Source organism: Bowmanella yangjiangensis, from assembly GCF_018531185.1.
Classification (GTDB): domain Bacteria; phylum Pseudomonadota; class Gammaproteobacteria; order Enterobacterales; family Alteromonadaceae; genus Bowmanella; species Bowmanella yangjiangensis.
Genome location: NZ_JAHDJU010000003.1, coordinates 665,649 through 687,479, shown reverse-complemented (window position 1 = coordinate 687,479; position 21,831 = coordinate 665,649). Strand labels below are relative to the sequence as shown.

At 48.7% G+C, this 21,831-nt stretch carries 26 protein-coding genes and 1 other annotated feature; of the genes, 5 read left to right on the top strand and 21 right to left on the bottom strand.

Annotated elements, in window-relative coordinates; all coding sequences use genetic code 11:
- Nucleotides 1–4 precede the first annotated feature (4 nt).
- The 11 genes from KJY73_RS18800 to hisG form a co-directional block, all read right to left on the bottom strand.
- Complete coding sequence (locus tag KJY73_RS18800) at nucleotides 5–664, bottom strand: 2OG-Fe(II) oxygenase (protein WP_332874231.1); 660 nt, start codon at nucleotides 662–664, stop codon at nucleotides 5–7.
- Nucleotides 665–802: 138 nt separating this feature from the next.
- The gene (locus KJY73_RS18795) at nucleotides 803–1,378 is read right to left on the bottom strand and encodes a YceI family protein (RefSeq protein WP_214345190.1); all 576 of its coding nucleotides are present in this window, start codon (nucleotides 1,376–1,378) and stop codon (nucleotides 803–805) included.
- A gap of 17 nt (nucleotides 1,379–1,395) precedes the next feature.
- On the bottom strand, nucleotides 1,396–1,869 hold the full coding sequence (locus KJY73_RS18790; protein ID WP_214345337.1) for a cytochrome b: 474 nt from the start codon (nucleotides 1,867–1,869) through the stop codon (nucleotides 1,396–1,398).
- A gap of 175 nt (nucleotides 1,870–2,044) precedes the next feature.
- Complete coding sequence (gene hisIE / locus KJY73_RS18785) at nucleotides 2,045–2,671, bottom strand: bifunctional phosphoribosyl-AMP cyclohydrolase/phosphoribosyl-ATP diphosphatase HisIE (RefSeq protein WP_214345189.1); 627 nt, start codon at nucleotides 2,669–2,671, stop codon at nucleotides 2,045–2,047.
- 26 nt (nucleotides 2,672–2,697) lie between these two features.
- Nucleotides 2,698–3,471 carry an imidazole glycerol phosphate synthase subunit HisF gene (gene hisF, locus KJY73_RS18780; RefSeq protein ID WP_214345188.1) on the bottom strand — a complete coding sequence of 258 codons (774 nt, stop codon included), beginning with the start codon at nucleotides 3,469–3,471 and terminating at the stop codon, nucleotides 2,698–2,700.
- Complete coding sequence (hisA, locus tag KJY73_RS18775) at nucleotides 3,471–4,208, bottom strand: 1-(5-phosphoribosyl)-5-[(5-phosphoribosylamino)methylideneamino]imidazole-4-carboxamide isomerase (protein WP_214345187.1); 738 nt, start codon at nucleotides 4,206–4,208, stop codon at nucleotides 3,471–3,473. The genes hisF and hisA overlap by 1 nt, the downstream gene beginning before the upstream one ends.
- Nucleotides 4,209–4,275: 67 nt before the next feature.
- Entirely contained in the window at nucleotides 4,276–4,866 is a 591-nt protein-coding gene (gene hisH / locus KJY73_RS18770; RefSeq protein ID WP_214345186.1) for an imidazole glycerol phosphate synthase subunit HisH, read from the bottom strand.
- Complete coding sequence (gene hisB / locus KJY73_RS18765; protein WP_214345185.1) at nucleotides 4,866–5,936, bottom strand: bifunctional histidinol-phosphatase/imidazoleglycerol-phosphate dehydratase HisB; 1,071 nt, start codon at nucleotides 5,934–5,936, stop codon at nucleotides 4,866–4,868. Before hisB ends, hisH begins: the two co-directional genes overlap by 1 nt.
- Complete coding sequence (gene hisC, locus KJY73_RS18760; RefSeq protein WP_214345184.1) at nucleotides 5,933–7,015, bottom strand: histidinol-phosphate transaminase; 1,083 nt, start codon at nucleotides 7,013–7,015, stop codon at nucleotides 5,933–5,935. The genes hisB and hisC overlap by 4 nt, the downstream gene beginning before the upstream one ends.
- The gene (gene hisD, locus KJY73_RS18755; RefSeq protein WP_214345183.1) at nucleotides 7,012–8,304 is read right to left on the bottom strand and encodes a histidinol dehydrogenase; all 1,293 of its coding nucleotides are present in this window, start codon (nucleotides 8,302–8,304) and stop codon (nucleotides 7,012–7,014) included. The genes hisC and hisD overlap by 4 nt, the downstream gene beginning before the upstream one ends.
- A 2-nt stretch (nucleotides 8,305–8,306) precedes the next feature.
- Nucleotides 8,307–9,206, bottom strand: a complete 900-nt coding sequence (gene hisG, locus KJY73_RS18750; RefSeq protein ID WP_214345182.1) for an ATP phosphoribosyltransferase — start codon at nucleotides 9,204–9,206, stop codon at nucleotides 8,307–8,309.
- 30 nt (nucleotides 9,207–9,236) lie between these two features.
- Nucleotides 9,237–9,360 (bottom strand) — a sequence feature (His leader region).
- A gap of 259 nt (nucleotides 9,361–9,619) precedes the next feature.
- Here hisG and KJY73_RS18745 point away from each other — a divergent pair.
- Nucleotides 9,620–9,883: a hypothetical protein gene (locus KJY73_RS18745; RefSeq protein ID WP_214345181.1), complete on the top strand. Its 264-nt coding sequence runs from the start codon at nucleotides 9,620–9,622 to the stop codon at nucleotides 9,881–9,883.
- A gap of 44 nt (nucleotides 9,884–9,927) precedes the next feature.
- On the opposite strand, the gene dsbB is transcribed toward KJY73_RS18745, so the two are convergent.
- On the bottom strand, nucleotides 9,928–10,455 hold the full coding sequence (gene dsbB / locus KJY73_RS18740) for a disulfide bond formation protein DsbB (RefSeq protein ID WP_214345180.1): 528 nt from the start codon (nucleotides 10,453–10,455) through the stop codon (nucleotides 9,928–9,930).
- A gap of 49 nt (nucleotides 10,456–10,504) precedes the next feature.
- Nucleotides 10,505–12,076 carry a sodium/proton antiporter NhaB gene (gene nhaB, locus KJY73_RS18735; protein WP_206594749.1) on the bottom strand — a complete coding sequence of 524 codons (1,572 nt, stop codon included), beginning with the start codon at nucleotides 12,074–12,076 and terminating at the stop codon, nucleotides 10,505–10,507.
- A 359-nt stretch (nucleotides 12,077–12,435) separates the two neighbouring features.
- Between nhaB and fadR the strand changes: the two genes are divergently transcribed.
- The gene (gene fadR, locus KJY73_RS18730) at nucleotides 12,436–13,146 is read left to right on the top strand and encodes a fatty acid metabolism transcriptional regulator FadR (RefSeq protein WP_214345179.1); all 711 of its coding nucleotides are present in this window, start codon (nucleotides 12,436–12,438) and stop codon (nucleotides 13,144–13,146) included.
- A gap of 58 nt (nucleotides 13,147–13,204) precedes the next feature.
- On the opposite strand, the gene KJY73_RS18725 is transcribed toward fadR, so the two are convergent.
- A complete protein-coding gene (locus tag KJY73_RS18725; RefSeq protein ID WP_206594752.1) occupies nucleotides 13,205–13,786 on the bottom strand; it encodes a Fe-Mn family superoxide dismutase in 582 nt (193 codons plus the stop codon).
- A gap of 244 nt (nucleotides 13,787–14,030) precedes the next feature.
- Here KJY73_RS18725 and KJY73_RS18720 point away from each other — a divergent pair, with 244 nt between their 5' ends.
- Nucleotides 14,031–14,387, top strand: a complete 357-nt coding sequence (locus KJY73_RS18720) for a Grx4 family monothiol glutaredoxin (protein ID WP_332874230.1) — start codon at nucleotides 14,031–14,033, stop codon at nucleotides 14,385–14,387.
- A gap of 58 nt (nucleotides 14,388–14,445) precedes the next feature.
- Here KJY73_RS18720 and bfr read toward each other — a convergent pair whose 3' ends face one another.
- Both bfr and KJY73_RS18710 read right to left on the bottom strand, forming a co-directional pair.
- Nucleotides 14,446–14,922 carry a bacterioferritin gene (gene bfr, locus KJY73_RS18715; protein ID WP_214345178.1) on the bottom strand — a complete coding sequence of 159 codons (477 nt, stop codon included), beginning with the start codon at nucleotides 14,920–14,922 and terminating at the stop codon, nucleotides 14,446–14,448.
- A gap of 111 nt (nucleotides 14,923–15,033) precedes the next feature.
- Nucleotides 15,034–15,228, bottom strand: a complete 195-nt coding sequence (locus KJY73_RS18710; protein WP_188697032.1) for a bacterioferritin-associated ferredoxin — start codon at nucleotides 15,226–15,228, stop codon at nucleotides 15,034–15,036.
- A gap of 269 nt (nucleotides 15,229–15,497) precedes the next feature.
- Here KJY73_RS18710 and KJY73_RS18705 point away from each other — a divergent pair, with 269 nt between their 5' ends.
- Nucleotides 15,498–16,103 (top strand): peroxiredoxin, encoded by a 606-nt coding sequence (locus KJY73_RS18705; protein WP_206594754.1) that lies wholly within the window; start codon nucleotides 15,498–15,500, stop codon nucleotides 16,101–16,103.
- Between the two features lie 57 nt (nucleotides 16,104–16,160).
- On the opposite strand, the gene KJY73_RS18700 is transcribed toward KJY73_RS18705, so the two are convergent.
- Entirely contained in the window at nucleotides 16,161–17,039 is an 879-nt protein-coding gene (locus tag KJY73_RS18700) for a universal stress protein (RefSeq protein WP_232848729.1), read from the bottom strand.
- Nucleotides 17,040–17,116: 77 nt separating this feature from the next.
- Nucleotides 17,117–17,755 carry a ribonuclease T gene (gene rnt / locus KJY73_RS18695; RefSeq protein ID WP_214345177.1) on the bottom strand — a complete coding sequence of 213 codons (639 nt, stop codon included), beginning with the start codon at nucleotides 17,753–17,755 and terminating at the stop codon, nucleotides 17,117–17,119.
- Between the two features lie 154 nt (nucleotides 17,756–17,909).
- Here rnt and KJY73_RS18690 point away from each other — a divergent pair, with 154 nt between their 5' ends.
- Nucleotides 17,910–18,776, top strand: a complete 867-nt coding sequence (locus tag KJY73_RS18690; RefSeq protein WP_214345176.1) for a flagellar protein MotY — start codon at nucleotides 17,910–17,912, stop codon at nucleotides 18,774–18,776.
- A gap of 34 nt (nucleotides 18,777–18,810) precedes the next feature.
- Here the strand turns inward: KJY73_RS18690 and glpQ are convergent, their stop codons facing one another.
- From glpQ to KJY73_RS18675, 3 genes are all read right to left on the bottom strand, one after another.
- On the bottom strand, nucleotides 18,811–19,809 hold the full coding sequence (gene glpQ, locus KJY73_RS18685) for a glycerophosphodiester phosphodiesterase (protein WP_214345175.1): 999 nt from the start codon (nucleotides 19,807–19,809) through the stop codon (nucleotides 18,811–18,813).
- 7 nt (nucleotides 19,810–19,816) lie between these two features.
- Nucleotides 19,817–20,197, bottom strand: a complete 381-nt coding sequence (gloA, locus tag KJY73_RS18680) for a lactoylglutathione lyase (RefSeq protein WP_214345174.1) — start codon at nucleotides 20,195–20,197, stop codon at nucleotides 19,817–19,819.
- Between the two features lie 439 nt (nucleotides 20,198–20,636).
- A complete protein-coding gene (locus KJY73_RS18675; protein WP_214345173.1) occupies nucleotides 20,637–21,797 on the bottom strand; it encodes an alpha/beta hydrolase-fold protein in 1,161 nt (386 codons plus the stop codon).
- Nucleotides 21,798–21,831: the final 34 nt, after the last annotated feature.

Genomic DNA, 21,831 nt, shown 5'->3' with positions numbered 1-21,831 from the left:
CTAGCTAGCGGGCAGGGTCGATTGCGCCGCCGATACTGGCATTGACCCTGAACCAGCCAGCGATACTGTAGCGATCACGGTTGGCAGCTAGCACTTCGTGGGGGAAACGCTCACTTAAGAAGATCACCATCTGGCCAAACAGTGGGGTTAGTTTAAGAAAAGGGGCTTTTTGCTTTTTCTCATACATCAGCAGCTCACCACCGTCCTCGGTAGTCCAACCGGGGTTGAGATATAAAACCGTACTGAGTACACGGTTTGTGCGTCCTTTAAAGGCATCCAGATGCTTTTTATAGAAATCCCCTGGGCCATAGTGTGCGAAGTGACACTCATAGTCGAACAAGCCCATAAACAAGCGACGATTTAATCCCAGGCGCAATTGCTCCATTACCGTCAGAAACTCTTGCTGGGCATCTGTCTGACCGGTTAACCAGCGAATTTCGTCTGTGCGGACAAACTGGTTTTGCTGTTGTTGCTGCTCCCGGCCTATGCCAGCCGGTTGGAAATGTTGTCGACCATATTCAGACACCTCTAACAGCAGGGATTCGGTGATATGCGGGGGCAGCATTTCAGGCATTACCATGTAGCCTTTCTCGGCCAGATTGTCAGCGAGATTGTCGAGGCTGTGCTGACTAAGTTCGGTCGGTAATTGAATAAGGGCGCTCAAGGGGATCTCGGCACAAACTAAAATTGGCGCTTTTTACTCCGTTTTCGTCTGCTTGTCATCTGTTTTTGCTTGGGAGAGGGCGGGGTAGAGAAGATAAGGCAGACTTGGGTCTGCCTTAATCTAAAAGCTACGAGCGAATTACTTACGAATACCTTCTACATGCAATTCCAGCTCTACGGTGTCGGCTAGGTCGCCGAGTTTATGTTCAATACCGAATTCACGCATGCTGATGGTGGTTGAACCTTCGAAACCCACACGGTAGCCGCCCCAAGGATCTTTACCTTCGCCCACTTTTTCTACTTCGATAACCACTGGCTTGGTCACGCCGTGCAGCGTCAGGTTACCGTGGATATTCAACTCATTGTCATCATCCTTTACCACCTTAGTGCTGACAAACTTGGCGGTGGGGAACTTGCTGACATTCAGGAAGTCACCACTGCGAATATGTTTATCGCGTTCAGCATGGTTGGAATCTATGCTGGTGGTGTCGATATTTACTTCAATGGTTGAGGCTGTTGGGTTTTCAGCATCGTAGCTGAACTGACCATCAAACTTGTTGAAACGTCCGGTCAGCCAGGAAAAGCCAATGTGCTTTACCTTGAAATTTACCGAGGCGTGCGCGCCTTTGGTGTCGATCGCATAGTCGGCGGCATGTGCCAAAGGGGCCGTGCCCATCAGTGCCAACAGACTGGCTGCAAGTAATTGCTTCTTCATAAAAGGTAATCTCCTTATCAAGGTTTTAGCATTCGGGTTAAGGTGTTGTCTTTATCAATAACGTGGTGTTTGATGGCTGCCAGGGCATGCAGTACTACTAGACCTATCAAACTCCATGCCAGCCACTCGTGAATTTCACCTGCCAGATCTTCCTGATTTTCAACCCATTCACCGAAGCCGGGCACCGTGAACCAGTTAAATACATCAATACCGCGTGAGTCGGCGGTGGAAATCAGGTAACCACTGGTAAAAATGGCAAGTAGCAAAATATACATAAGCACATGAGTGAGATGGGACAGATTCACTTCCCATGGTTTCCCCTGTGCCTCAGGACGTCGCTTTTTGAAGCGCCACAAAAGTCGCAATAAGGTTGTTAAGGCCAACAGTATTCCGATACTTTTGTGTAGGTGCGGTGCTTCCCTATACCACTCACTGTAGTAATCCAGGTCTACCATCCACCAACCCAGCGCAAACAAGCCAATCACTGCCATTGCACTGAGCCAGTGTAAAATGATGCTGGTCCACCCCCAGCTGGTTTCGGAATTACGCAAATTACCTCCTTATATTCGATAGCAATAGCTTACGGCTTGTATATGAAAATTAATATGCCTGAATATCGAGGAATTATATCGATAAAATCGAATGAATAGGCGGGAAAGCCGGAGATTACTCCGGCTTTTGGTGACGACTTTGCAGTACCTGAATAACATCCTGAAGGCTAAGATTGCTGGCCTGCAGTAGAACCAGCAGGTGGTAAAGCAGATCAGCACTTTCATTCTTCAATTCTTCTAAATCGCCAACGGTGGCGGCTAACGCTGTTTCCACGCCTTCTTCGCCCACTTTCTGAGCGATCCGTTTGATCCCTTTGGCATAAAGACTGGCAGTGTAACTGCTGTCCGGGGCAGCCGATTTACGCAGGGCTAAAAGCTGTTCAAGTTCAGCAACAAAGGTCAGGCTAGGGGTAGCACCCTGATGCCAGCAGCTTGGGTCGCCGGTATGACAGGTTGGGCCGTTAGGTAAGGCCAGGGCAATCAGGGCATCCTGGTCACAATCACAGCTCAATTCCACCAAATCAAGGGTATGGCCTGAGCTTTCACCCTTGGTCCACAACCTTTGTTTGGAGCGGCTGAAAAAGGTCACATGACCGGTATCCAGACTTTTTTGCAGGGCTGCACGATCCATATAGCCCTGCATCTGAATTTTTCCCGAGATGGCATGTTGCACCACAACCGGCAACATGCCGTCCATTTTCTCCCAGGCCAGCGCGTCAATATTGTCTTGGTTGATAATCATAAATTCCTCACTCGTGTTGAACTGCGCTAGTCCCTGATGGGAATACCTTGGTCACGTAGATACTGTTTTAATGCGGGGATAGCGATGATGCCTTTGTGAAAAACCGAGGCGGCCAGCGCACCGTCTACATCTGCCTGTTCAAACACCGCCTTGAAGTGCTCCATGGTTCCCGCGCCGCCTGAGGCGATTAGCGGCACCTGGCAGCTGACACGAATGGCGGCGAGTTGGGCAATGTCATAGCCCTGACGCACCCCGTCCTGATTCATGCAGTTGAGTACAATTTCACCAGCGCCTCGCTGCTGCACTTCCTTAACCCAGTCTGCGGTTTGCCAGCCGGTGGTCAGAGTACGTTTCTCGTCGCCGGTAAACTGTTTGACCTGGTAGGTATTGGAGGACTGATCAAAATAGCTGTCGATACCAATAACCACGCATTGCTGGCCAAATTGGTCATGCAGCTTTGTGATCAGGGTGGGATCGGCTAGCGCCGGAGAGTTGATGGAAACCTTATCGGCGCCCATTTCCAGTACCTTGCCAGCGTCTTCTACCGATTTAATCCCGCCGGCCACACAAAATGGAATGTTAATGACTTCGGCAATCCGGCTTACCCAGCTTTTGTCCACCACCCGTGCATCACTGGAAGCGGTGATATCGTAGAACACCAATTCGTCAGCGCCTGCCAAAGCATATTGCTCGGCTAGCGGTACAATATCACCGACAATTTCATGGTTACGAAATTGCACGCCTTTCACCACTTTACCGTCTTTCACATCCAAGCAGGGGATAATACGTCTGGCCAGCATCAGTTTTGCTCCCATAGTGCAATGGCTTCAGCCAGTTCAAATTTGCCTTCCAGCAGGGCACGGCCCAGGATCACAGAGTCGACCTGGGTGCCTTTAAGTGCCTGAATATGCTCAAGGTTGCCTATGCCGCCGGATGCTTGCCAGATAATTTGTGGGAAGGCAGCTTTCATTTCCTGATACAAGGCCTGATTGGGGCCTTGCAGAGTGCCGTCGCAGGCAATATCGGTACAAAGTACGTGTTTGGCACCAGCTTCCAGAAATCCATCCAGTAAGGGGGCCAGTTCTACGCCACTGTCCTGTTGCCAGCCGTGCGTAGCAATGCATTTCTTGCCTTGGGCGTTAATATTAATGTCCAGTGCCAGTACGATAGCATCGCTACCGTATTCACGCAGCCAGCCCTTTACGAGCTCCGGCTGTTTGGCCGCCAGTGATCCAATCACCACGCGCTCAATACCAGTGCTGAGTAAGTCCTTTACATCCTGCTCGCTGCGAATACCGCCGCCAGCCTGAAACTTCATTAGTTTGCTGTCAGCCAGCTCGCGGATAAGACCAAGTTGGCGTTTGGCCGGGTCTTTGGCGCCGGTCAGATCAACAATATGCAGCCAACTTGCGCCAGCGCTGGCATAGGCTTTAGCTACATCCAGTGGTTGCTGGGTGTAACGGGTTTTTTGTTGGTAATCGCCCTGATAAAGGCGTACCACCTCACCATCAATAAGGTCTATGGCTGGAATTATCATATTTTCTCTCGTCTTGTTCGGGCCAAAGCCCGATTGACCAAAGGCGTTGCCAGTGGTCGAATCTGGATCAGCACTGGCTGATAAAATTGTTCAACAAACGGCTGCCTGCCTCGCCGGAGCGCTCAGGGTGGAATTGCACACCCATAAAATTGCCCTGGCCAATACTGGCACTGAATGGCATGCCGTAATCGCAGCGTGCTAGGGTGTAATCACATACCGACACGGCAAAACTGTGCACAAAATAGAAATAGCTGCCGTCTTTAATGCCATCAAATAGCGGGCTGTCTGGATTGGGTGTGATGGTATTCCAACCCATATGAGGTAAACGTAGGTTGCCGACCTGCATGCGTTTAACCTCACTGGCAATCATGCCAAGGCAAGCCACATGACCCTCTTCAGACTGACGGGTCATTAGCTGCATGCCCAGGCAAATCCCCAGTGTTGGCTGGGTAAGTTCTCTGACCACAGTGATCAGTCCTTTGGTTTCAATTTTTTGCATGGCAGCCGGCGCAGAGCCAACGCCGGGTAGAATGACTTTGTCAGCACTTTTGATAACCTCGGGGTCATCGGAGACCGTCACCGGACACCCCAGGCGCTCAACGGCAAAGCGTACCGAGGCAATATTGGCGCAGCCGGTATCTACAATCACCAGTTCCACTAGAGCGCCCCCTTGCTGCTCGGCAGCACATCACCTTGTTTAGTGATGGCCTGACGCAAGGCCCGGCCGAATACCTTAAACAGACTTTCTACCTGATGGTGGGCATTGCCTTCGGTGGTAGAAAGGTGCAGAGAGACCCCCATAGAGTCTGCCAAGGAGCGGAAAAAGTGCGATACCATCTGTGTCGACATTTCACCAACCCGTTCCTGGCTAAACTCAGCATCGAACTTTAAATAAGGGCGGGCCGAAATATCTAGCACACACTCGGCGCGGCATTCATCCATCGGCAGGGCAAAGCCAAAGCGACCTATACCGCGTTTATCACCTAGTGCTTTACGCAGCGCATCACCCAGAGCTAAGGCGGTGTCTTCCACTGAGTGGTGGTCGTCAATGTGCAGATCGCCGTTTACCTCAACCTGCATGTTAAAGCCGCCGTGGGTGGCAATTTGATCCAGCATATGGTCAAAAAAGCCAAGGCCAGTGCTAATTTGCGATTTGGCCTGATTGTCCAGGTCCACCTTAATACGGATATTGGTTTCCGAGGTGGTACGAATAACCTCGGCGATGCGGCCCTGACCTTTTAATTGTTTCTCAATGGCCAGCCAGTTGTTGTCCTGCCTGTCATAGCGAATACCGACAATTCCCATATTGTCTGCCAGTTGGATATCGGTGGGGCGATCACCAATCACATAGGAACGGGTAAAATCGATTTTGCCTTGTTGCAAATAGTCTTTAACCAGCCCCAGCTTGGGTTTGCGGCAACTGCAATTGTCTGCATCAAAGTGCGGGCAAATTAACACGTCGTCAAAGGTCACTCCCTGACTGGCGAACAGTTCCATCATTTTATTGTGCGGCGCATCAAAGTCCGCCTGCGGGAAACTGTCGGTGCCAAGGCCGTCCTGGTTACTGACGATCACCAGCTTAAATCCTGCTTGCTGCAGACGGGTTAACACTGGAATCACCATAGGTTCAAAGACCAGTTTTTCCAGACTGTCTAACTGTTTATCAATGGCCGGTTCTTCTACCAGCGTACCGTCGCGGTCGATAAATAAAATAGCTTGCTGGCTCATCTGGCCTTCTCCTCAAAAAAGCGTTGCATGGCGGCCACGAGCCGCTGATTTTGTTCTTCTGTGCCGATACTGATACGCAGGCAGTTTTCCAACCCTAGTTGCTTGGACTGATCGCGGATCAAAATACCCTGAGCGACCAGATCATCCATCAGCCCTTGTTTATATTGGCTGCGCAGTAAAATAAAGTTGGCCTGGCAGTCGCCAACCTGAACAAAGTCGCCCAGAGTTTGCAACTGATCTTGCAGCCGTTGTCTTAGCACATTCAGGACTTCGACTTTCTCCCGCATCCATGCCAGTCCTTGTGGTGACAGGGCCTGGGCGGCAATCTGGGCGACAGGCTCAGCCAAAGGATAGGGCGCGATGGCTTTGAGTAGCACCTGAATAATCTCAGGGGAGGCCAGGGTGAAGCCGCAGCGAATGCCCGCCAGACCAAAGGCCTTGGATAAGGTGCGCAGTACCACCAGATTCGGGTAATTGGCTAACTGCCCGGCCCAGCCCTGGCCTTGCGCGAACTCAATGTAGGCTTCGTCTACTGCGACCAGGGCAGAACCTGCAAAAAGCGCCAGTGCCTGCTCGATTTGTTCAGGCGCGACCTGCGTACCGGTAGGGTTATTCGGCGAACAGATAAATACTATTTTGACCTTACCGACAAATTCGGCCATGGCATCAAGGTTGAGGCTGAAATCCGCATTAAGCGGGGCTTTATTTACCTTAACGTTAAAGGTCTCGGCGCTGATGGCGTACATGCCATAAGTGGGTGGACAGATAAGAATACTGTCCTGCCCGGCATCACAGAACGCTCGAATTAATAGTTCTATACCTTCATCGGCGCCGCGACTGACCAGTACCTGCTCGGGCGTTACGCCAGCGTAAGCAGCATAGGCCTGTATGACCGCTTTAGGCTGGCAGTCCGGATAGCGGTTAAGCTTTTGACTGTCCAGGCTATACTCGCCGACAAAAGGCGATTCATTGGCATTTAACCAGTCTTGTCCGCCTGAGAATAAGCGTCGCGCCGACTCATAAGGCTTCAGATCTCTAAGGTGTTTCGCTTGTAAAGCGTCAATCAGGCCATCTGTCATTTTAAAGCATCCAATCTAAGGGCTACGGCTTGTTTGTGTGCGTCCAGACCTTCGGCGTCAGCCAGGCACATAATGGCTGGGCCAATCTGCTTTAGGCCTTCCTGGCTTAGGTCCTGAACGGTATAGCGGCGCAGAAAATCCAGCAGGCCCAAGCTTGAGGTATTTCTGGCATAACCATAAGTCGGCAGCACATGGTTAGTGCCGCTGGCATAGTCGCCAGCCGATTCTGGCGACCAGGGGCCAACAAAAATGGAGCCGGCATTGGTGAGTTTGTCCAGCCAACTGCGTGGATTCTCCATTTGAAGAATTAAATGCTCTGGGCCGTATTGATTTGATACTTCAACGGCTTCTGCCATATTCCGGGTCAGGATGTAGCGGCCGTGCTGCATACTTTGACGGGCAATCTCGGCCCGTCCTAAGCGGCTAAGCTGCTGCTCAACGGCTTGTTTTACTGCGCTGATTAGCGGTTCTGAATCACTCACTAATACCGCTTGTGAGTCAACCCCGTGTTCAGCCTGAGAGAGCAGGTCAGAGGCAACAAAAGCCGGATTGGCGAACTCGTCGGCGATAACCAGTACTTCAGATGGACCTGCTGGCATATCGATGGCAGGGCCGCCTGGAATTCGACTGACCTGCTGTTTGGCCTCGGTTACATAGCTGTTGCCCGGACCAAAGATCTTATCTACTTTGGCAATGCTTGGCGTGCCAAGGGCCATGGCAGCAATAGCCTGGGCACCGCCGCACAGATAAATTTCGTCTATTTCGCACAGGGTTGCAGCGTAAAGTATTTCAGCGGCCAGTGAACCTTGCTTGTTCGGCGGGCTGCACAGCACTTTACGCGGGCAACCTGCTACCTGGGCAGTCACGCCCAGCATCAATACCGTAGAGGGCAACGGTGCGGTGCCGCCGGGAATGTACAGGCCCACAGAAGCGATGGCTTGGTGTTTAAGCTCGCAGATGACGCCGGGGCTGGTTTCCACCTGGACATCCTGAGGGCGCTGCGCTTCATGGAACTTCCGAATGTTCTGATAAGCAAGTTCAATGGCAGCTTTACGTTCATTGCTGAGTGCGGCAATGGCCTGTTCGACAGCGACATTGGATAACCGTAGATCGGTTAGTTCAACTCCATCAAAGCGTTTTGCCAAGCTGAATAATGCCTCATCGGCCTCATTGGCAACCTGTTCGATAATGGCGGTCACGGCCTGGCTTAAGCTTTGATTATCGGCCAGCGCTGGGCGACGCAACAAAGCGGCTTGTTGTGGCGTGGCTAATTGATTCCAGTCTTGCATACTTAACCCAACATTTTTTCGATGGGGAGCACCAGAATGCTGCTGCAACCCAGGGCTTTTAGTTTTTCCATGGTTTCCCAGAACAGGGTTTCGGTGCTTACTACGTGCACAGCGACACTGGTTTCATTGCCGGCCAGAGGTAGAAGTGTCGGGTTCTCTGCACCAGGTAAAAGCTGTTTCACCTGCTCTATCTTATCCTTTGGTGCGTGCAGCATGATGTACTTGCTTTCCCGCGCTTGCATTACGCCGTTAATGCGGGTCAGTAGTTTGTCGATAAGTTGCTGTTTGCTGTCCAGCATGTCGCCACTGCGTTGAATCAGTACGGCCTTGGAGCGGAAAATGACGTCCTTTTCTACCAAGCCATTGGCTTCCAGGGTTGCGCCGGTACTGACCAGGTCGCAGATGGCATCGGCTAGTCCGGCGCGCGGGGCGACTTCAACCGAACCATTAAGCATGACGGCTTTAGCATCGACATTCTGCTCGCGGAAAAAGCGCTCCAGCAAAAAGGGGTAGGTGGTGGCGACTTTTTTACCTTGCAGAGACTGCACGTTTTGGTAATCCATTTCATTCGGTACCGCCAGGGACAAACGGCAACCGCCAAACTCTAAGCGTTCCAGGGTCTTATATTGGAACTGTTTACCCTGGGCCTGTCGCTCAAGCATTTTTTCTTCCAGCTCGTTTTCGCCGATGAAGCCCAAATCAACCACACCATCCATCACCAAACCCGGAATGTCGTCATCTCTGACTCGCAGCAGATCGATGGGCAAGTTGGTGGCATGGGCAATCAACAAGCGGTCGCGAATCGACAACTTGACGCCGATAGCTTTGAGTAACTCCATACTGCCTTCGCAAAGGCGGCCGGATTTCTGTACGGCAATTCTGAGTCTGTTGCGGTCTGTCATATTTCCTACCTTAATTTTCACGAGCCCTAAAACGAAAAACCCCCGGAAGTTGCCTTCCGGGGGTATCTAAATCTGGTTCGATATGCCACTGGAAGGTAACCATAGACCTTCCAGCACGAACCTGAAAGGTTATGCTATATGATGGTGATGATGAATCGCTTTCAGGTTCTGAGTAATCATGTTGCTAATTAATTATTCACGCTATCTTTGTTCGGCCTTTAACTTACTGCATGGCATGGTCCTAAGGCAAGTGGAAATTGGTGCAAAAATTGACATTGGTTAAAGCAAAAAAGAATAAGTTGTTAGAAATTGATGGCACAAAACCCAAAAACTCGAGTCCAATGATTAAATGTGTTTAAAATATGACCGATAAAAGAGTGACTTCAGACGAGAAAAGAGCGATGGGAGTATAGATGGTTAGCGATTTATTGTTTCCAATCTTGCCTAAGCAGGGAAAAACGAACCCAGTTCAGGATGAACAGCGTGTCGAGCAAGTCAGTAAAGAGGCCAAGCTTCGTTCGCTTGAAGAAGATGACCGAAATCTGACGGCTGAAGAGCGGCAAAGTCGGCAACAGCAGCAAGAGCAGAAGGGCAAGAAAAAAACAAAACAGGAAGCGGAAAAGCCGGTTGAAGGGGAAAACCGAGCAGGTCCCGGGCACCTGGATATTTATATTTGACCGCAAAGAAAATGGGCCAGCATTGTGTTGCCAGCCCTCAGTATTTATATGTTTTTGAATCTTGCCAGTCTGGCGACAAGTGTTGTGGCCAGTAGTGCTGTGTAAACCGCGAAAATCACGATCATCCACTGCGGCATACTCATGTCCATAAATGACCAGTCAATGTCCCCACAATCACCTGTAGCGGCGAAAACTTGCGGGATCCACTCATGCAGAGGCAACCAACTGGGAAAGTTGGGAACAATTTCGCAGACAGTAAAAAATGGGTTCGCAGCAGTTTGAATATCCACATGTTCGATAGCTATCAGTAATCCCCAAATGGCTGATACAGCCCATAGGCCAAAGGCCAACAGTCGTCCAAACCAGGCTTTGTATAGAAGCATGCCAAACAGACCGGCAAACAGCAGGCCGAATACCGCATTGCGCTGATAAATACACATGATGCAAGGCTCAAGGCCCATACCATACTGGAAGTACAGTGCAGTGAGTTCCAGTATCAAAGCTGAGATAAACAACAATGCCCAGGGCCAGCGTTTGGTTGGCCATTCTGCTATTTGAGAAAACAATTGCATACGCTCTCTTATCAAAAGTGAAAACGCCTCTTGCGAGGCGTCTGATTAGTTATTCGTGAGGCATCTCAGAAGGACTATGGTGATTAATCCACTCCATGTGATATAGCCACTCAGTCGACTCCAATAAACCAAAATAGGTTGCAGCCAGCCCGACTAGGGTAAGCACTACCGTGTAGGGCAAAGCCATATAAACCATTCGACCGTATGACAATCTTAATAATGGCGCTAATGCCGATGTCAGTAAGAATAAAAACGCAGCCTGACCATTAGGCGTAGCAACACTTGGTAGGTTAGTCCCGGTGTTAATGGCGACGGCCAGCATATCAAACTGGTCACGAGTAATATGACCGTGTTTCAGGGCGGTACTGACTTCAGTGATGTACACGGAGCCCACAAACACGTTGTCACTGACCATGGACAATAATCCGTTAGCCAGATAGAACATGACTAACTGAGTTTTGCCTTCAAAGGTTAATACCCAATCGATAACAGGAGTAAATAATCCCTGATCAATAATGACGGCCACTACAGCAAAAAATACGCAAAGTAGTGAAGTAAAGGGCAAGGCTTCTTCGAATGCCTTACCAATTTGATGCTCGTCAACAACGCCGCAGAAGGCAGTCGCCAGTACGATAACTGATAGACCAATTAAGCCTACAGCAGACAAGTGGAAAGCCAGACCAATTACCAACCACACGGCAATCAATGACTGTATCATTAACTTTGCGGTATCGCGCTTAGTGCGCTGCTTGTCTACGTGATTACTGTAGTCAGCAAGGATAGTGCGTACGGTCTCGGGAAGCTGTGCACCATAAGAGAAAAGTTTGAATTTCTCCAGCAAAATGGTGGTCAACAACCCAGCGATCAACACTGGCAAGGTAATAGGGCCCATGCGTACCAGGAATTCAACAAAGTTCCAACCAGCCTTATCAGCAATAATCAGGTTTTGTGGTTCACCCACCATGGTAGTAACGCCGCCCAGTGCCGTACCAATTGCGGCATGCATCATCAAATTGCGCAAAAAGCTGCGGAAACCTTCCAAGTCTTCTCGACTGGGCATAGGCATGCTGTCATCCGCGGTGTGATCGTGTTCGTGATGATAGTCTTTGCCAGATGCGACTTTATGGTAGATGGAGTAGAAACCGGTAGCGACACTGATAATCACCGCAATCACGGTCAACGCATCTAAGAAGGCGGAAAGTACCGCCGAAGAGAGCGTGAATGCCAGCGCAAGAGCCGTTTTGCTGCGCAATCTGATCAGAAGCTTAGTGAACAGATATAGCAACAAATCTTTCATAAAGTAGATGCCTGCCACCATAAAAATCAGCAGCAACAGCACCTCAATATTTACCACTATTTCGTGCTTGATATGTTCGGGGCTGGTCATGCCGATAAACACCGCTTCAATGACCAGCAAGCCGCCGGGTTGCAATGGATAGCATTTCAATGCCATAGCCAAGGTGAAGATAAACTCTAGTATGAGTGCCCAACCCGCTAAATACGGACTGACCTGAAAGAGCAGGGGGTTGATGATTAAAAACGCAATAATGGCCTTTTTATACCAGTCAGGCGCATTTCCGAGAAAATTTCTGAACAGTGCGACGACCATGGATTGTTGCATGCTATGTGGTCCTTTCAGTGAGTAGGGCGGATTACATGTCGGAGGTGCCATCGGCTAAGCATTAAGGTCGGATCTTCTTGTCCGCTATGCAATTCCCTGATGTATTTAGCCGCTGGGTTCCCTGCGAGGGAATCCGGCTTAGAATGTTTTAATGAGAAGTGTACAAAAAAGCAAGCCAATTCTTATGCTTACCCCTTATATTACGGTGAGTGGAAAGGGCTTCAATCTGTGTGAGGATGGCGGGAAAAAGCTGTTTTTCAGGCACTTTTTGGCGCCACAGTTAATTGGTTCAATTAGCAATGACATCTGGTACAATCAGTTGGATAACAACAATTAATCGGTGTTAAGCGAGCTTTTGCATGATCTATAAATCCCAAAGTCCAGCCGGATTTGCCGAAGAATATATTGTCGAGTCAATTTGGAGCGGCAGATTTCCTCCCGGTACTATACTGCCTGCTGAACGCGAATTGTCCGAACTGATTGGGGTGACACGCACAACCCTGCGTGAGGTTTTGCAAAGGTTAGCTCGCGATGGCTGGTTAACTATTCAGCATGGCAAACCAACCAAAGTGAATAACTTCTGGGAGACCTGTGGTCTGAATATCCTCGAAACTTTGGCTCGTCTGGATCAGGATGGCATTCCAGAGTTGGTAGATCACCTGTTGGCTGCTCGTACCAGCGTTAGTGCAGTGTTTATTCGTGGCGCCATTAAGAACTCTCCGGAGAAAGCGGCAGAAATACTTAAAGGTTATGCCGATGTAGCGGAAGATGGCCAAGCCTTTGCTGACTATGATTATCAGATTAATCATGATTTGGCGCTGGCTTCAGGTAACAAAGTTTATGTGCTGATGATGAACGGATTCAGAGGCTTATACGCTCGAATTGGTGGTTACTATTTCTCCAATAGCAAATCTCGAAACCTGGCACGAGACTACTACGCGCAACTGCTTCAGCTTGCCCAAACTGGCGCTCATGAGCAGGTTCCTGGCCTGATCCGTAAATATGGTATTGCCAGCGGCAAGATATGGCATGAGATCCGTGAGGAAATGCCACAAGATTTGGTGGACTGAGAATAAGTGCCCGTAAAAAAAGCGCCGTAAGGCGCTTTTTTTGTGACTGATTTATTGCTTAGGCGAAGTTTTGCGCAGCAAAATCCCAGTTGATCAAGGCCCAGAAGCCTTCCATGTACTTAGGACGCAGATTGCGATAGTCAATGTAGTAGGCGTGTTCCCACAGATCCACTGTCATCAGCGGGGTTACACCTGCTTCAGTCAGCGGCGTACCAGCATTGCTGGTGTTAACGATATCCAGGCTGCCGTCTGCCAATTTTACTAACCAGGTCCAGCTGGAGCCGAAGTTGTTAACGGCTTTATCGTTGAAGGCTTCTTTAAAGGCTGCAAAAGAGCCCCACTTGGCATTGATGGCGTCAGCCAGTGCACCGCTTGGCTCGCCGCCGCCGTTAGGGCTCAGGCTGTGCCAGTAGAACGTGTGGTTCCAAATCTGCGCGGCGTTGTTGAATACGCCACCTTGAGAAGTGCGAACAATCTCTTCCAGTGATTTATTGGCGAATTCTGTACCTTCAATCAGGCCGTTCAGCTTAACCACGTAAGTGTTGTGGTGTTTACCGTAATGATATTCCAGAGTCTCAGCAGAGATATGCGGTTCCAGGGCATTTTTTTCGTACGGCAGGGGCGGAAGTTCGAAAGCCATGTAAATTCTCCATGTTGGTCAAAAAGACGACACAAGGCAAAGTGCGCGATGCATCGTTGTTTATAAAGTTATTGGTTTATTAATTAGTCTAAAGCCAATAGGGGCAAATAGCCAGTTAACTCACCTTCTGAATATGAGGCTTGTCGCTGGAAAAACAAGATGTCCAAACAAAGCCATGGGCCGCCCCTTGAAAAGGGGTATAATGGCCTCAAATCGGTATTAACCTAATTAAGAGGCAGTTATCGTGGAAACATTGGAAAAAATCAAACAGCAAATCGCTGAAAACCCTATCCTGATTTATATGAAGGGCTCTCCTAAGCTGCCCAGCTGTGGATTTTCGGCGCAGGCTTCTCAGGCGCTGATGTCTTGTGGCGAGCCTTTCGCTTATGTGGATATTCTGCAGAATCCAGATATCCGTGCGGAGTTGCCTGCTTACGCCAATTGGCCGACTTTCCCTCAGCTTTGGGTTGAAGGTGAGCTGGTGGGTGGTTGCGACATTATGCTGGAAATGTTCCAGCAGGGTGAGTTACAGCCATTGGTAAAAGAAGCGGCGGCCAGAGCCAAAGCTAACAAAGATGCTGAACAAAGCGACGCTGAATAATTTTTTGCGCGGCACCGCGCCACGTAGAATAAAAAAGGGGCCTTGGCCCCTTTTTTGATTAATCATCGTCGTGCATTTGCGACTGGTTGTAGTTCTCGATACCGAGCTTGCTAATTAACTGCAGCTGCGTTTCAAGCCAGTCAACGTGCTCTTCCTGGCCATCTAGTACTTTGCCAAGTAGATCCCGGCTAACGTAATCCTGCACAGATTCTGCGTACTCAATGGCGCTGCGCAAGTCTGGAATGGCTTTATGCTCGAAGGTTAAATCGCAATTGAGCATTTCTTCGGTGTCTTCACCTATATGCAGTTTTCCCAGGTCCTGCAGGTTCGGAATACCATCTAAAAATAAAATTCGCTCAATCAAATCGTCGGCACGTTTCATTTCCCGGATAGATTCGTGATATTCCTTGTCGGCCAGGCCTTTTAAGCCCCAGTTCTTGAACATACGGGAATGCAGGAAATATTGGTTGATTGCCACCAGTTGATGACCCAGTACTTTATTCAGGTGTTTGATAAGGGACTTATCGCCTTTCATAGCCGGACTCCGTGACGTGCTGTTTTGCAGATATGCAAAAACCAGCGAGCTAAGATTTGTTCATTATAGAGAACAAAAACTTAAGCGTCACCGCACAATTCGGATTTGCTGTTAGCAGACTTCCTTGAACAGCGATTCATCAACTATGGTATTGTCGATAACCTGCTGTGCCAGTTGCACACATTTGCCACATTGACTGCCCACGCCAAACTGCTTACGTAAGTCACGCATATTTCCAACGCCTTCTTCGCGAACGGCGCGGGCAATTTGTTTGTCGGTGATACCGTGGCAGAGGCAAACGAACAAAATACAACTCCTATAACATTACAAATGATAATAATTGTTATTAGAGGTTTTGCCAAGTGATTTATTAATCATCAAACAAAATTGGCTAATGGGGAGCGTGATTTCGGGGAATGACATACCGAAGTACACTAATTGGACATTTATGCATTTAACTGTACTTTTGCTCTTGGTTTGCTGCACTACTGCCCTTATCTTGTGTTCTAGTCTTTTATTAGCTTGTATCCCATCAGGGTGACAAGCAGAACATCAACCAAGAAATGGAGAAGATGATGAGTGTATTAGTTGGTCGTCCTGCCCCGGATTTTACCGCTGCTGCCGTACTGGGCAATGGCGAAATTGTTGACAGCTATAACCTGAAAGATGCCATCAAAGGCAAGAAAGCCGTTGTGTTTTTCTATCCTCTGGACTTCACCTTTGTATGTCCTTCAGAGCTTATCGCTTTTGATAAGCGCTATGATGAGTTCAAACAGCGTGGTGTAGAAGTGATTGGTGTGTCTATCGACTCTCAGTTCAGTCACAATGCATGGCGTAACACCCCAGTTAACCAGGGCGGTATTGGTCCTGTGAAGTACACTCTGGTGGCTGACGTGAAGCACGAAATTTGTCAGGCTTATGATGTAGAGCATCCTGAAGCTGGTGTGGCGTTCCGTGGTTCTTTCCTGATTGACGAGGAAGGTAATGTACGTCACCAGGTCGTCAATGACCTGCCACTGGGCCGTAACGTTGACGAAATGCTGCGTATGGTTGATGCGCTGAACTTCCACCAGGAGCACGGCGAAGTATGTCCAGCCGGCTGGCAACAAGGTAAAGAAGGTATGCAAGCAAGCCCTGAAGGCGTTGCTAAATACCTGGCTGAGAACAGCGACAAGCTGTAATTGCCCGAAGATAAAAAAGCCGCGTTATCGCGGCTTTTTTTTGCTCTTCATCCCGACTTAGGGTTGCATGGCAATGATGTCTGTCTTCAGCAACGACAGAATATTTTCTGCCGTATTGCCCAGCAACTTGCCTTTTAACCCTTTACGCCCGACTGTACCAATGGTGACTAATCCGGCATTAATATCTGCCGCGACACTAGGGATCACTTTGTCTGGGTCGCCGGCCTTAATGTGCACATTTTCTGGATTAAGTGGAAAATCACCGGCCATTTTTTGAATCAAGGGCATATATTGCGCCTTGGCGTCACTGGCCATCTGCTTGCCACTCAGTCCCATTAAATCTTTCAATACCGGCGACATAGGCAGGCAATATACACAGTGCAATTCGCCACCAAAGTGTCTGACCCAGTCAATACCCGTGCTGAGCAGTTGTTGGTTTAGGGCCTGCTTGCTTTGCAACTTGCTGCCTAAATCCAGCGCCACCATGACATTATGCTGTTTCTTCCATTTCTTTTCTGAAACAAGCAGTACAGGTACCTGACTGGTTCTAAGCAGATGCCAATCCGTGGGGGTATAGAACATGCCTTCGCTGCGTCGCCCTGTCTTAACAATCAGGTCGTGCTTGTGCTTGCGGCTGAATTCTTCTGTCCAACTGGCAATGTTCTTTTCCCAAATCACCTGACAGGTGACTTGCTCGGGGTTGAGGTCCTGGTCCTTAATCTGGCGTTCCAGCCATTGCTGACGCTGCTCTACTAAGCTTTGCTGAATGGCCTTCTGCTGACTGGCACTGAGGTTGTCGGGTAAGTGTTTCAGTTGCTCATAGACAAAGCTAAGTACAGTTACCTTCGCATTCTGGGCATCGGCAATCAGCTTGGCTTTGGCCAAGGCCTTGGGCTTACTGCCTGGCAGATCTGCAATCACCAAAATCTGTTTCATCAGCACATTCCTTTTTGTTTTCAACCAGGTAAATCTGGCTCGGGTAGCTGAGTTATATCAGAAACAGAATCAACGGCCTAGCTTTGTTCGATGGCTAGCGGCCAGCCGCCCAATTCCCGCCATTTGTTGACGATAATACAAAATAAATCGGCGGTTTGTTCTGCATCATATAAGGCCGAATGGGCCTGTGCCTGATCAAAAGCCAAACCAGCGGCTTTACAGGCTTTAATCAGTACGGTTTGTCCAAAAGCAAGGGCTGACAGACTGGTAGTGTCAAAAGAGACAAATGGATGAAAGGGCGTGCGTTTGATCGCCGAGCGGTTAATGGCGGCATTGACAAAGCCCTGATCAAAGGCGGCGTTGTGAGCAACAATGACCGAGCGTTGGCAGTCTGCATCTTTTTGCGCTTTGCGGATTTGCTTACAGAGCTCTTTCATCACCTCTGTTTCGGGCAAGGCTCCGCGCAGGGCACAGTGAGGATCGATACCATTGAATTCCAAAGCGGCGGGTTCAAGGTTAGCGCCTTCAAAAGGGGCAACATGGAAGTGAATGGTTTTATCACGTACCAGTTGGCCATTGTCGTCCAGTTTCAAGGTGACTGCAGCAATCTCCAGCAAGGCGTCAGTGAGAGGATTGAATCCGGCGGTCTCGACATCTATAACGACAGGGAAGTAGCCCCTGAATCTTTGCTTGAGTTGTTGCGTTTCTGCTGTCATCTTTTACTCTGTTTACTCTTTGGCTACGGCATCCGCCTCATCTGGGCCGCGATTATGACAAGTCTGGCCGAGGCTATCCAGTGAATGCGCAATATGCAGGTCAAGAACCTGGCATAACGGCCGATATCTGGATAAGGAATTGGACAGAGACGCTATGAATAAACTCTTTTGTGTTCTACTAGGTTTTCTGAGCGTGCCGGCGTCAGCGGGGTTGCGTCACTATGCCGCACCTATCGAAACGTCGTCCTGGCAGCTCAGTAGCCAAAGCCGCTTGCAGTGCACCTTGAAGCACAATGTGCCCGGTTATGGCGATGCCATGTTTACCAGTATGGCCAGTAAGCAGTTGAATATGGAGTTTGAACTGGACATGCTGCAGCTCCCCAAAAACTATGGTGTGGCAGCGGTATATTCGGTTCCGCCCAGTTGGATGCCAGGTATGATGCAACGCCAGATCGCTGAAATGCCTATCCGTAAACAGTACAACGGTGATTTGCCTGAACAGGCCGCCTGGACCATTTTATCGGAACTGGAAAAGGGCTTTTGGCCGACTATTTATTACCGGGACTGGTACAACGAGCAGGATCGCGTCGCAGTTGGATTGAATGCCAGCAACTTCCTCGACCAATATCGGCAGTTCTCACAATGTGTGGCAAATCTGCTGCCATTTAATTTTGAAGATATTGCCTACACTGTGCTGTCTTATCAAAAAAGCTCGGCTGAGTTTACCCGTGGTTCGCGCAAAAAGCTCAGCATGATCAGTGATTATCTGAAGGAAGACACCAATATTGAGTTGGTGCTGCTGGATGCCTACACAGACAGCTACGGTGGCAGTTCGAGTAATATGCAGTTGTCTATTCGTCGGGCCGAGCGGGTCAAAAAATTCTTCGAAGAGCAGGGCGTGGATGCCGAGCGAATCAAAGTGACAGGCCATGGCGAGCGGCGTCATGTGGCGGAAAACAGTAACGAGTTATCGCGGGCTAAGAACCGGCGGGTGATTATCCGTATGGAAAAAGGGCTGTGATTGTCTATTAAGAATAAGGGCGCCAAGAGCGCCCTTATTTTTGTTTGCTTTGCAGATAATCAACCACTTTATCTGGAAAGTCGGTAAAGATGCCATCTACTTTCAGCCAGTCAAACACCAGAGTCAATGCTTGCTGCCAGTTCATATTAGGCGGTAGCTGGTCGGCCCTTAAGGTGTAAGGGTGAATCTTCAGAGCAAGGGCTTTGGCATCCAGCAGCAACGAGGTCGGTTGTTTGGAGCTAAAGTCAACCAACTGAGGTAACCAAGGTCCTATACCATCGGCCACTTTTGCAATGTCTTTGAGGCCCGGAGGGGAACGCAGGTAGGCGTAGTCGTTATCGGACTCCTGCCAGCTATTTTCCGCCAGCAATTGTACCAGGCTGGTTTTAAGCCCCAATTCATTGCGCAGTCTGCGGGTTTCGTTAAAGTCGAAGCACTGCACAATAACATTAGCCTCAGCGTGATTGAGGTTGTGCTTTGCCAACATCGCCATAAAAATCTTACTGATGTCCTGCCCGGCAGCTCTGTGAAACGCGGGAGATTTTAGCTCAGGATACAAGCCAATATTCGTGCCGCGGCTGCGATTGAGTTCTCGGATCAGGGTAATCTGTTGCTCGAAGGTGGCGATGCGGAAAAGTTCAGCATTACTGCCATCCTCCTGGTAACGGTTGGCAAATACCTGTAGACCTTTTTCATCGCGCCTTTCCTGCACCCGCAGGGTTTTTAATTCCGCCAGGGTGAAATCAATCGCATAGAAGCGACCATCTGTGCGTTTTCGCTGCGGGAAAATATCCGCCACATTAGTTACGGTATCCAGATGGATATCGTGCAGCACCACTAATATCCCGTCCTTGGATAGCACCAAATCCTGCTCAATATAATCCGGCCGCATACCATGGGCCAAAATGACCGCAGGCAGGGTATGCTCGGGCAAATAACCGGATGCACCGCGATGGGCTATTACCACTGGCCTGGCGATGGCCGCCAGGCTCAATGTTGACAGCAGGACTAAGGTAATCAACGTCCTTATCATGTGTTTTTTATTCCTGAATCAGTTCGACCGCATAGCCGTCAGGATCGCGCACAAAGGCGATAACCGTAGAGCCACCTTTGACCGGCCCAGGTTTGCGGTAGACATCTGCACCGCGACGCTCAAGCTCCTCGCATACGGCGTAAATGTCGTCGGCGCCGATAGCGATATGGCCATAAGCAGTGCCCATATCGTAGCTGTCTTTGTCCCAGTTATAGGTGAGTTCGAGGACAGTGTGCGTATCTTCCTCACCGTAGCCAAGGAACGCCAAGGTGTATTGATACTCAGGGTTTTCACTGGTGCGCAATAACTTCATGCCAAGTAACTCGGTATAAAATTCAATGGAACGCTCCAGATTGCCAACGCGCAACATGGTATGCAGTAATCTCATTTGTCTGGTCCTTTTGGGTTTACGGGAAGTGTAAAGGGCGTATATGTCAGTTTTATCTCTGTACGAGCAGAGATCTTCAATTAAACAGCCGCCACAACGGGGCTCTCTTGCAATGCAAACATGGCAATTGCAAAAAGTAAGCTTGCAAGGTGAGCCATTTTAAACGCTTTTGGCTCGGCATTTAGCATTTTTTACCGGATGGCAATGACGTTTTCATGCCGGCATACTTTATGCGGTAAGAATCTTCTCAAGAACCTAGCCCTAACACTTTGAACCAAAGAACCGAGCACAAACATTGAGCATATCGCGCAACTTTCATGGTCTGATGCTCGACTGTTAAACACGTTGTTTAGGCATGCAAAGGCTTCACAGGAAAGCCTTTGTTGCGTAATGCTTTGCTATTGAACTTATCTCTTTTTATTGGTTTATTGAGTGTCGGCTAGTTGTCGTGAAGCTTATTCAATATGTGCGCCCTGAAGGTTTTATAGCTGTTGTTCTCTACGTTCTCCGTTGCGCTTATCTCTAGTGCTTTGGTGACCGCTTCTAAGGCCTTTTTATCTTCCCCATTTGCTTCATACGCATATGAAAGTCGAAAGTGCGCATCAGATACGTTGGGAAAAAGCCTAGCAATAGATTCTAGGACCTTCACCGCCTCATTGTATTCTTTATTGTTAAAATGAATTTTCGCGGCTTGACGATACACTGAATACTCTGGGTTTATCTCTGTGCCATATTTTTTTGATAGCATATTGTAGCATTGTGTTATCGCCGCTATCCCTTTATCTATAACATCTTGTGGGCACTTCAGCTTTTCATATAAATTTCTATACGCTTTATTATGGCCGACCATTGATGTGGTGTTGTGGTTTTCATTTTCAATCAAATCGGCGTGATAACTGAACCCAAATCTTTTGTTTTTATGCAATAATTCTTTGTATTTCTCGAATGATGACAGCATGTCTCCACCTTCATCGGCTAGATTTAAATACAAATAGTTGTTTAATTCCGATGTTTTTTTGTGGAATTTTTCTGCGTCTCTAAAAATAACACTTTGATGCCACCATAAGCTTGGACTAAACGCAAAGTGAGCTTGAAATAAGTCTGGTCTTGTTTGTAGGGAGTAAACTGTAAGTAGGCCGCCAAGAGAATGACCGGATAGGACTTTGAATCCAGTGGTTCTATAGTTTTTATTTATGTGAGGTATAAGTTCCTTTTGCATGAAGTCCAGAAAGTTATCAGCACCACCAGAAATTCCCCACTGGTTGTAGCTTTCATCATAAGTGGGGGTGAAGTCTTTCGTACGATTAGTGTTTTTTATCGCTACGATAATCATTTCGTTGGCCATATGGGATTGAGTGAGCAGGTCAAGTGTTCCCAATGCGTGATTAAAATTTCTTAACCCATCGGTTAAGTAAAGAACAGGATAATTTAAATGTTCATTTTGATAGTATCCACTAGGTATATATATCAGTAAATCACGCTGCTCAAGCAATATATCTGAATATAATGAATCAATCTTTGACGTACCGCGCGGGGTGGCGTTGACATTTCCTATATGCGCAAGAATGACCAAAGTAATAGCGCAGATGAGCTTAATCATATGACTCTCTTTCTTGTTGATGAATGATTGGATG

Bases quoted from the DNA above. Each gene is read 5' to 3' on its own strand.
- bfr (WP_214345178.1), bottom strand. From the start codon at position 14,922: ATGAAAGGCGATAAGTCCCTTATCAAACACCTGAATAAAGTACTGGGT.
- nhaB (WP_206594749.1), bottom strand. From the start codon at position 12,076: ATGCAACAATCCATGGTCGTCGCACTGTTCAGAAATTTTCTCGGAAAT.
- fadR (WP_214345179.1), top strand. From the start codon at position 12,436: ATGATCTATAAATCCCAAAGTCCAGCCGGATTTGCCGAAGAATATATT.
- glpQ (WP_214345175.1), bottom strand. From the start codon at position 19,809: ATGATAAGGACGTTGATTACCTTAGTCCTGCTGTCAACATTGAGCCTG.
- KJY73_RS18675 (WP_214345173.1), bottom strand. From the start codon at position 21,797: ATGATTAAGCTCATCTGCGCTATTACTTTGGTCATTCTTGCGCATATA.
- hisB (WP_214345185.1), bottom strand. From the start codon at position 5,936: ATGAGCCAGCAAGCTATTTTATTTATCGACCGCGACGGTACGCTGGTA.
- rnt (WP_214345177.1), bottom strand. From the start codon at position 17,755: ATGACAGCAGAAACGCAACAACTCAAGCAAAGATTCAGGGGCTACTTC.
- KJY73_RS18790 (WP_214345337.1), bottom strand. From the start codon at position 1,869: ATGGCAGTGATTGGCTTGTTTGCGCTGGGTTGGTGGATGGTAGACCTG.
- KJY73_RS18700 (WP_232848729.1), bottom strand. From the start codon at position 17,039: ATGAAACAGATTTTGGTGATTGCAGATCTGCCAGGCAGTAAGCCCAAG.
- KJY73_RS18690 (WP_214345176.1), top strand. From the start codon at position 17,910: ATGAATAAACTCTTTTGTGTTCTACTAGGTTTTCTGAGCGTGCCGGCG.
- gloA (WP_214345174.1), bottom strand. From the start codon at position 20,197: ATGAGATTACTGCATACCATGTTGCGCGTTGGCAATCTGGAGCGTTCC.
- KJY73_RS18745 (WP_214345181.1), top strand. From the start codon at position 9,620: ATGGTTAGCGATTTATTGTTTCCAATCTTGCCTAAGCAGGGAAAAACG.
- dsbB (WP_214345180.1), bottom strand. From the start codon at position 10,455: ATGCAATTGTTTTCTCAAATAGCAGAATGGCCAACCAAACGCTGGCCC.
- hisG (WP_214345182.1), bottom strand. From the start codon at position 9,206: ATGACAGACCGCAACAGACTCAGAATTGCCGTACAGAAATCCGGCCGC.
- hisIE (WP_214345189.1), bottom strand. From the start codon at position 2,671: ATGATTATCAACCAAGACAATATTGACGCGCTGGCCTGGGAGAAAATG.
- KJY73_RS18705 (WP_206594754.1), top strand. From the start codon at position 15,498: ATGAGTGTATTAGTTGGTCGTCCTGCCCCGGATTTTACCGCTGCTGCC.
- KJY73_RS18725 (WP_206594752.1), bottom strand. From the start codon at position 13,786: ATGGCTTTCGAACTTCCGCCCCTGCCGTACGAAAAAAATGCCCTGGAA.
- hisA (WP_214345187.1), bottom strand. From the start codon at position 4,208: ATGATAATTCCAGCCATAGACCTTATTGATGGTGAGGTGGTACGCCTT.
- hisC (WP_214345184.1), bottom strand. From the start codon at position 7,015: ATGACAGATGGCCTGATTGACGCTTTACAAGCGAAACACCTTAGAGAT.
- hisD (WP_214345183.1), bottom strand. From the start codon at position 8,304: ATGCAAGACTGGAATCAATTAGCCACGCCACAACAAGCCGCTTTGTTG.
- KJY73_RS18795 (WP_214345190.1), bottom strand. From the start codon at position 1,378: ATGAAGAAGCAATTACTTGCAGCCAGTCTGTTGGCACTGATGGGCACG.
- hisF (WP_214345188.1), bottom strand. From the start codon at position 3,471: ATGCTGGCCAGACGTATTATCCCCTGCTTGGATGTGAAAGACGGTAAA.